The organism is Moraxella bovis, assembly GCF_002014975.1.
Lineage (GTDB): Bacteria > Pseudomonadota > Gammaproteobacteria > Pseudomonadales > Moraxellaceae > Moraxella > Moraxella bovis.
The window spans coordinates 1-9,548 of the sequence record NZ_MUXV01000053.1; the positions used below are offsets into that span (position 1 = coordinate 1).

The 9,548-nt window shown below is 36.4% G+C and carries 6 protein-coding genes; 5 read left to right on the forward strand and 1 reads right to left on the reverse strand.

Annotated features, from left to right (window positions below; genetic code table 11):
- Positions 1–145: 145 nt before the first annotated feature.
- From B0182_RS11390 to B0182_RS11410, 5 genes are all read left to right on the forward strand, one after another.
- Positions 146–652, forward strand: coding sequence for a toxin-activating lysine-acyltransferase (locus B0182_RS11390; protein ID WP_078275050.1), 507 nt, complete (start codon positions 146–148; stop codon positions 650–652).
- 36 nt (positions 653–688) lie between these two features.
- A complete protein-coding gene (locus B0182_RS11395) occupies positions 689–3,472 on the forward strand; it encodes an RTX family hemolysin (RefSeq protein ID WP_078275051.1) in 2,784 nt (927 codons plus the stop codon).
- A gap of 64 nt (positions 3,473–3,536) precedes the next feature.
- Positions 3,537–5,750, forward strand: a complete 2,214-nt coding sequence (locus B0182_RS11400; RefSeq protein WP_078275052.1) for a type I secretion system permease/ATPase — start codon at positions 3,537–3,539, stop codon at positions 5,748–5,750.
- Positions 5,751–5,797: 47 nt separating this feature from the next.
- Positions 5,798–7,225, forward strand: a complete 1,428-nt coding sequence (locus tag B0182_RS11405) for an HlyD family type I secretion periplasmic adaptor subunit (RefSeq protein ID WP_078275053.1) — start codon at positions 5,798–5,800, stop codon at positions 7,223–7,225.
- 201 nt (positions 7,226–7,426) lie between these two features.
- Positions 7,427–8,731: a TolC family protein gene (locus B0182_RS11410; RefSeq protein WP_078275054.1), complete on the forward strand. Its 1,305-nt coding sequence runs from the start codon at positions 7,427–7,429 to the stop codon at positions 8,729–8,731.
- A 155-nt stretch (positions 8,732–8,886) separates the two neighbouring features.
- Here B0182_RS11410 and B0182_RS11415 read toward each other — a convergent pair.
- Positions 8,887–9,548 (reverse strand): IS1 family transposase gene (locus B0182_RS11415; RefSeq protein ID WP_425319931.1). Its coding sequence is split into 2 segments (ribosomal slippage), with 663 coding nucleotides annotated over them: positions 8,887–9,245 and positions 9,245–9,548; the frame shifts between segments, so codons are not numbered across the junction. This gene is flagged as partial in the annotation.

The window sequence follows — 9,548 nt, forward strand, 5'->3', positions numbered from 1 at the left end:
ACAGTTGTTGTTTGGTAAGGGGTAGTGCGATTGTTCTGCGCTGGATTAAGTGTGTAGTTGACATTTTAGGGGTTTTTATGGTATCATAAGTGTGTAGTTTTTACAATCCGATCTGTATTTTTTAGCGTATTTTTAGGAATATAGAATGACGAAAAAGTTTGCAGAGCTAGGTTTAATTGCATGGCTTTGGTCTAACTCTGATATGCATAAACATTGGACGTTGTCTTTGTTTGCGACCAATGTTATTCCGGCAATTGAGACAGGTCAATATGTTATATTGAAAAGAGAAGATATGCCTGTAGCATATTGTAGTTGGGCTAAACTTAGTTTAGAAAACGAGGTTAAATATATTAACGATGTTACTTCTCTTAAGTTAGATGACTGGCAGTCAGGTGACCGAAACTGGTTTATTGACTGGATTGCTCCATTTGGCGATAGTCTTACACTCACAAAACACATGAGAACGTTATTTTCAGATGAATTGTTTAGAGCGATTCGTGTAGATGGAAATTCATCGCATGGTAAGATATCTGAATTTTATGGAAAGTCTGTTGATTCAAAATTAGCCTCAAGAATATTTGCACAATATCACGAAGATTTGACGAGCAAATTGTCAACTCAGAATAATTTTATTATATCTAAAGATAATTAATACAACCTTTTCTAACACAACGAGGAGAGACATATTATGTCCAATATAAATGTAATTAAATCTAATATTCAAGCAGGCTTGAATTCAACAAAGTCTGGATTAAAAAATCTTTACTTGGCTATTCCCAAAGATTATGATCCGCAAAAAGGTGGGACTTTAAATGATTTTATTAAAGCTGCTGATGAATTAGGTATTGCTCGTTTAGCAGAAGAGCCTAATCACACTGAAACAGCAAAAAAATCTGTTGACACAGTAAATCAGTTTCTCTCTCTCACACAAACTGGTATTGCTATTTCTGCAACAAAATTAGAAAAGTTCTTACAAAAACATTCTACCAATAAGTTAGCCAAAGGGTTAGACAGTGTAGAAAATATTGATCGTAAATTAGGTAAAGCAAGTAATGTATTATCAACATTAAGCTCTTTTTTGGGCACTGCATTAGCGGGTATAGAACTTGATTCTTTAATCAAAAAAGGTGATGCTGCACCTGATGCTTTGGCTAAAGCTAGTATTGACTTGATTAATGAGATAATTGGTAATCTATCTCAGAGTACTCAAACGATTGAAGCATTTTCTTCACAGTTAGCAAAGTTAGGTTCTACTATATCGCAGGCTAAAGGCTTCTCTAATATAGGAAACAAGTTGCAAAACTTAAATTTTTCTAAAACAAATCTTGGTTTGGAAATAATTACTGGTTTGCTATCAGGCATTTCTGCAGGCTTTGCTTTAGCGGATAAAAATGCATCGACTGGCAAAAAAGTTGCTGCAGGTTTTGAATTAAGCAATCAAGTTATTGGTAATGTAACAAAAGCAATTTCTTCATATGTTTTAGCACAACGTGTTGCTGCTGGTCTATCAACTACTGGTGCTGTTGCTGCTTTAATTACTTCATCGATTATGTTGGCAATTAGTCCTTTGGCATTTATGAATGCAGCAGATAAATTCAATCATGCTAATGCTCTTGATGAGTTTGCAAAACAATTCCGAAAATTTGGCTATGATGGGGATCATTTATTGGCTGAATATCAGCGTGGTGTGGGTACTATTGAAGCTTCATTAACTACAATTAGTACGGCATTAGGTGCAGTTTCTGCTGGTGTTTCCGCTGCTGCTGTAGGATCTGCTGTTGGTGCACCGATTGCACTATTAGTTGCAGGTGTTACAGGATTGATCTCTGGAATTTTAGAAGCGTCTAAACAGGCAATGTTTGAAAGTGTTGCTAACCGTTTACAAGGTAAAATTTTAGAGTGGGAAAAGCAAAATGGCGGTCAGAACTATTTTGATAAAGGCTATGATTCTCGTTATGCTGCTTATTTAGCTAATAACTTAAAATTTTTGTCTGAGCTAAATAAAGAGTTGGAAGCTGAACGTGTTATTGCAATCACCCAACAACGTTGGGATAATAATATTGGTGAGTTAGCAGGTATTACCAAATTGGGTGAACGCATTAAGAGCGGAAAAGCTTATGCAGATGCTTTTGAAGATGGCAAGAAAGTTGAAGCTGGTTCCAATATTACTTTGGATGCTAAAACTGGTATCATAGACATTAGTAATTCAAATGGGAAAAAAACGCAAGCGTTGCATTTCACTTCGCCTTTGTTAACAGCAGGAACTGAATCACGTGAACGTTTAACTAATGGTAAATACTCTTATATTAATAAGTTAAAATTCGGACGTGTAAAAAACTGGCAAGTTACAGATGGAGAGGCTAGTTCTAAATTAGATTTCTCTAAAGTTATTCAGCGTGTAGCCGAGACAGAAGGCACAGACGAGATTGGTCTAATAGTAAATGCAAAAGCTGGCAATGACGATATCTTTGTTGGTCAAGGTAAAATGAATATTGATGGTGGAGATGGACACGATCGTGTCTTCTATAGTAAAGACGGAGGATTTGGTAATATTACTGTAGATGGTACGAGTGCAACAGAAGCAGGCAGTTATACAGTTAATCGTAAGGTTGCTCGAGGTGATATCTACCATGAAGTTGTGAAGCGTCAAGAAACCAAGGTGGGTAAACGTACTGAAACTATCCAGTATCGTGATTATGAATTAAGAAAAGTTGGGTATGGTTATCAGTCTACCGATAATTTGAAATCAGTAGAAGAAGTAATTGGTTCTCAATTTAATGATGTATTCAAAGGTTCTAAATTCAACGACATATTCCATAGTGGTGAAGGTGATGATTTACTCGATGGTGGTGCTGGTGACGACCGCTTGTTTGGTGGTAAAGGCAACGATCGACTTTCTGGAGATGAAGGCGATGATTTACTCGATGGCGGTTCTGGTGATGATGTATTAAATGGTGGTGCTGGTAATGATGTCTATATCTTTCGGAAAGGTGATGGTAATGATACTTTGTACGATGGCACGGGCAATGATAAATTAGCATTTGCAGATGCAAATATATCTGATATTATGATTGAACGTACCAAAGAGGGTATTATAGTTAAACGAAATGATCATTCAGGTAGTATTAACATACCAAGATGGTACATAACATCAAATTTACAAAATTATCAAAGTAATAAAACAGATCATAAAATTGAGCAACTAATTGGTAAAGATGGTAGTTATATCACTTCCGATCAAATTGATAAAATTTTGCAAGATAAGAAAGATGGTACAGTAATTACATCTCAAGAATTGAAAAAGCTTGCTGATGAGAATAAGAGCCAAAAATTATCTGCTTCGGACATTGCAAGTAGCTTAAATAAGCTAGTTGGGTCAATGGCACTATTTGGTACAGCAAATAGTGTGAGTTCTAACGCCTTACAGCCAATTACACAACCAACTCAAGGAATTTTGGCTCCAAGTGTTTAGTGATTTAATTTACTAGACAATATCACCACCCATATCATTGGTTATAGATTATGAAACTAGTGATATGGGTGGTGATACTTCTTTAATTAGACTTAATTTACAAACCCTTAATAGTAATTTAGTTATGATAGATTATGCTCAACAACCTGCTCTATCTGCTCTGGTTATCCTTGCCAAATACTATGGTATTTCTGCAAGTCCAGCAGACATTATGCATCAGTTTTCTGATAATACAAAAGGAGACCTGAATGAAATTGAATGGATGTTGGCAGCAAAGAAATTAGAATTAAAGGTAAAGATTATAAAACAGCCTTTAACTCGATTGTCAATGATAACACTTCCTGCTTTGGTGTGGTGTGATAATAAGCCCGATTTAGATCAAAATTTAAACTCTCATTTTATACTAACTAAAATTGATGGGGTGGGATCTGCTGCAAAATATCTCATCTACGATTTGATTGAGAATCGTCCCATAATATTAGATGCAAGTGAGTTTTCTGAAAGATATTCTGGTAAGTTAATGCTAGTAACTTCCCGTGCGTCAATATTGGGTTCATTGGCTAAATTTGATTTTACTTGGTTTATTCCTGCGGTAATCAAATATCGTTATATTTTTTTTGAAGTCATCGTTATTTCAGTGGTGCTACAGATTTTTGCTCTGATTACGCCATTGTTTTTTCAGGTTGTGATGGATAAGGTATTGGTGCATCGTGGTTTTTCTACTCTGGATGTGGTAGCGATTGCCTTGTTGGTAGTAAGTTTATTTGAAGTCATTTTAAGTGGTCTACGCACTTATATTTTTGCTCATACAACCTCTCGAATTGATGTAGAGCTAGGAGCACGATTATTTCGTCATCTATTAGCTCTACCGCTTGCTTATTTTGAGAGTAGAAGAGTAGGCGATACAGTTGCACGTATACGTGAATTGGAACATATCCGCAATTTCTTAACTGGTCAAGCTCTCACTTCAGTTTTAGATTTGGTGTTTTCTTTTATATTCTTGTTTGTAATGTGGTATTACAGCCCTACTTTAACACTGGTAGTTTTGGCATCATTACCAATATATGCGTTTTGGTCTGCCTTTATTAGCCCAATTTTACGCACTCGACTAAATGATCAATTTGCACGCAATGCAGATAATCAATCTTTTTTAGTGGAAAGTATTACTGCGGTTGGTACGGTAAAAGCAATGGCAGTTGAACCTCAAATGACCCGTCGCTGGGATAATCAATTAGCAGCTTATGTGGTTTCTAGTTTTCGGGTAGCTAAGTTGGCAATGGTTGGGCAGCAAGGAGTACAACTCATTCAAAAGATGGTTATTGTGGCAACTCTATGGATTGGTGCAAAATTGGTAATTGAAGGCAAGCTATCGGTAGGTCAATTAATAGCATTTAATATGCTGGCAGGTCAGGTGGCCGCTCCTGTTATCCGCCTGGCACAGCTATGGCAAGATTTTCAGCAAGTAGGTATTTCAGTGGCGAGATTGGGTGATATTTTAAATACTCCAACTGAGCATTCTACATCTCGCTTAACTTTACCTGATATTAAGGGTGATATTACATTTGAAAATGTTGATTTTCGCTACAAAATAGATGGGCATTTAATATTACAGAATTTAAATTTACAGATTAACGCTGGAGAGATACTAGGTATCGTAGGACGCTCTGGTTCAGGTAAATCAACATTGACAAAATTAGTACAGCGTTTATATGTACCAGAAAATGGGCGAATATTAGTTGATGGAAACGATTTGGCATTAGCTGATCCCGCTTGGCTGCGTCGCCAAGTGGGTGTTGTTTTGCAGGAAAATGTGTTACTCAATCGTAGTATTCGAGATAATATTGCCCTAACTGATACGGGCATGTCATTAGAGTTTATTATCCAGGCTGCCAAGATGTCTGGGGCACATGACTTTATTATGGAATTGCCTGAGGGTTATGATACGATTGTTGGAGAGCAAGGTGCAGGCTTGTCAGGTGGACAACGCCAGCGTATCGCTATTGCGCGTGCTTTAATTACCAATCCGCGTATTTTGATTTTTGATGAAGCTACTAGTGCATTAGACTATGAGTCGGAAAGGGCTATTATGCAAAATATGCAGGCAATTTGCCAAGGTAGAACAGTGTTGATTATTGCACATCGCTTATCTACCGTAAAAATGGCACATCGCATTATTGCAATGGACAAGGGGAAAATTGTAGAGCAAGGCACACATCAAGAATTGTTGCAAAAAGAAGATGGTTACTATCGTTATTTATATGATTTGCAGAATGGATAAACTTGTGCTATTAATGCTGTTATTTAAATAACCAAGGGAAATAATTCATGTTTATACAAGCACTTAAAGATTTTTTTATTCGCTATATAACCGTTTGGCGCAATACATGGGCAGTTCGAGACCAACTAACCCCTCCTAAGCGTACTAAAGAAGAACTCGCTTTTCTTCCTGCACATCTAGAACTCACTGACACACCTGTATCCAGATCTTCTAAGTGGACAGCTAGAATAATCATGATATTTGTCCTATTTGCTTTGCTATGGTCTTGGGTTGGACAGATTGACATTGTTGCTACAGCTTCAGGTAAAATTTCTTCAGGTAGCCGTAGCAAGACTATTCAATCTTTGGAAACAGCGATAGTTAAAGCAGTTTATGTACGTGATGGTCAAAATGTTCAACAAGGTGAAATATTAGTAGATTTAGTGGGAATCGGTTCAGATAGTGATGTTGCTCAGTCCGAGAAAGCCCTTCGAGCAGCGCAATTATCTAAGCTACGCCTTGAAGCAATTTTATCAGCATTAAATCACCGTATTAATCCTCAGATTGATGTAGCATATGCAAAGTCTTTAAATATTTCAGAATCGGAAATTAATGAAGCTCAAACTTTAGCCCAAAATCAATATCAAGCATGGTTAGCACAAGATGAACAACTAAAATTAACCTTAAAAGGACATCAAGCAGAATTACAATCTGCTCGATCCCAAGAACAAAAGTTGGTTTCAGTTGGTGCAATTGAACATCAAAAGACTGATGATTATCGGAGTCTCAAAGCAGAAAATTTTATATCTGAGCATGCTTATCTAGAACAAGAAAGCAAATTACTTAGCAATCAAAATGATTTACAAAGTACACGTAGTCAGATTCAAAAAATACAGGCTGCAATCATGCAAGCTGAACAGAACCGTATGTTATATACTCAAAATCTAAAACGTGATACATTAGAATCTTTACGCCAAACCAATGAACAGATTAATCAATATACTGGTCAAACTAATAAAGCTAAGCAGCGACAGAAATTGCTGAGTATTAAATCACCTGTTAATGGTACTATACAAGAGCTAACAGCTTATACTTTAGGTGGAGTTGTACAAGCAGCACAAAAAATTATGGTTGTGGCACCTAACGATAATCAAGTGGAAGTAGAGGTATTAGTGCTAAATAAAGATATCGGCTTTGTAAAAGCTGGGCAGAATGTTATCATCAAAATCGAGAGTTTTCCTTATACACGTTATGGTTATTTAACAGGTAAAATAAAAAGTATTAGTCATGATGCTATAGAACATCAACATTTAGGTCTAGTGTATACTGCACTTGTTTCTCTTGATAAAAGCACATTAAATATAGATGGAGTAACAATCAACTTAACGCCAGGAATGAATGTTACTGCTGAAATTAAAACAGGTAAACGTCGTGTTTTGGATTATATATTAAGTCCATTGCAGACAAAAGTTGATGAAAGTTTTCGAGAACGCTAAATTGATAGCATATTTTATACTATGTACAGCTAACAAAATTGAATTTTACTACGGAAACCGTTCGCCCTGAGCTATGCCTGCGGGTTGGTTTCCGTCATGGTTCGACATGCTCACCACAAACGGAAACCGTGGTACTTTTTCATTTTGTAGAGTGTAGTAAGTTATCTTGGTCTTTTTGTAATTGTGGAGTATTAAAAAATAATGAAAAGTTTTGAATATAAAAAATTTATTTATCTTTATTTTCTTTGGTTTGCTAGTAGCTCTACTGCTTCTGCGTTTAATTTGCAAGAAGCGTGGGTGGCTGCACAGCAACATTCTATTGATTATCAGATAGCTTTTCATCAAAAGAATTCTATTCAAGAGCAACAGCAACGAGCCAAATCGGTTTTCTTTCCTCGAGTTTCTGGAGATATTAATTACCAGTACAAACCTCACTCATCTAGCTCTGTCAAGCAAACGCAAGGCTGGAATATACAGCTTAGCCAAACTTTATTTAATGCAAGTGAAATGTCTCGATATAGTCAAAGTCGCTATGATAGCGAAGTGGCAGAACAAATTTATCATTCTGTTAAAGAAAAACTATTATACAATGTAACGGAAAATTATTTCAAAATCCTACTTAGTAATGAAAATATAGCTACATATAAAGCAGAAAAAATGTCTTACGAGCAACAGGTTGAGCAAGCGAAAGCTTTGTTTAATAAGGGTGTCGCTACAGCGTTGGATGTTCATGAAGCTCAAGCGGGCTATGATAATGCTTTGGCACAAGAGACTTCAGCAATACTTAAAAAACAAATTTTGGAGAACCAGTTTAATGATTATACAGGATTGGATGTTAAAGAGATTGAAATGGTAAATATTTCAAATTTGATTGAGCGTTATCTATTAAGAATTTCGCAACACAGTTTAGAGGAATGGCAGAATATGGCTTTGGAAAATAATCATGAATATAAGGCACAAAAGTATGATGTTAGTAGTAAAGAAGAGGCGATTAAAGTTGTAAAAAACAAAAGATGGCCTGTGTTAGTGGCACAAGTTGATTATCAGAATAATTATCATCGATCAGTCTCTCAAGATGGAGGTCATCAAAATTTTAGAACCGGAACAGATGCTAGCATACAGTTGCGTGCGAAAATTCCTTTGTTGACTGGAGGTGAATTAAGCAGTGAGATGCGTGAATCGCTAAATCAATATGAGGCAGCCAAAGCTAGGTTGGTGGCAAGCGAGCGACAAATTAAACTGGCTATTCGTCAAGCTTATACTGAAAGTAATGCCGCACATTACCAGATTCTTGCACAAGAGCGTGCACTTGTGAGTAGTCAGCTTAAATTAAAGTCAACTGAGACAGGGCAAAAATATGGCATGAGAAATCGTTTAGAAATTATACAAGCAAGACAAGCGGTTGCCCAGGCAGAACAAAAACTTGCAGAGGCAAGATATAATTTTTTGATAGCTTATGCAGCCTTAATAAGAGAAAGCGGACTGGGATTGGAAGGCAATCTGTAAAGTATTTCACCAAATGGGTTTAGTTTTTTTGATCAAAATTCAAGTTTTGCTTTGATTGGCTTTTATCCAAGTGTTCAAGAGTTTTTGGTGCTGGTTGTCTTATTTAACCGCCCAAAACAGCCAAATACCATTTAAAATATGAAGGCATTGTAAACTCAAAACACAAACTTCAAACACCCATTCCACTTAGCAAAGAGTAGGTTAACAGAACATTCTATCATATGCTGACATTTAGAATAGCATTTAGTTCTTCTTTTTTTGAACCTTGCTGGGTAATGTCGAATCAAGCTGTTATAACCTTCTATGGTAAAAGTCTCTTTTTTGCTTTGTAACTGTTGATGACTTGGGATAATTTCTTGATAGGATTTCCAGTAGTCAGAACAAAACAGTTTGATGTTGTATGGGTTTAGTTGGTTGTACAGTTTCATAAAAGTGTTGGTGTCTTGCTTACCACAAACAAAGCCTAAGATGCGTTTTGTATGTCGGCTGATGGCAAGCGGGGTCCAGCAGTAGTTTTTTTGTGTTTGGTATAACTGTGAATTTCATCAAGTTCTACAAGGTCAATTTCTTGCTTATCATCAAATCTGATTTGATGTTCTTCTCCAAGCTGTTTGACCCATTTATAGACTGTTTGATGAGAAATATTCAGCAATCTACCAATGGCACGAAACCCTAAGCCTTCTAAGTACATCTTGATTGCCATTTGTTTGGTCTCATTACTTTTATGGCGAATAGGCTTTTTGACAGAGAAGTAATGACTACAACCTTTGCACTTATAGCGTTGTCTGCCATTTAGAGCAATCGCACTACAACCATC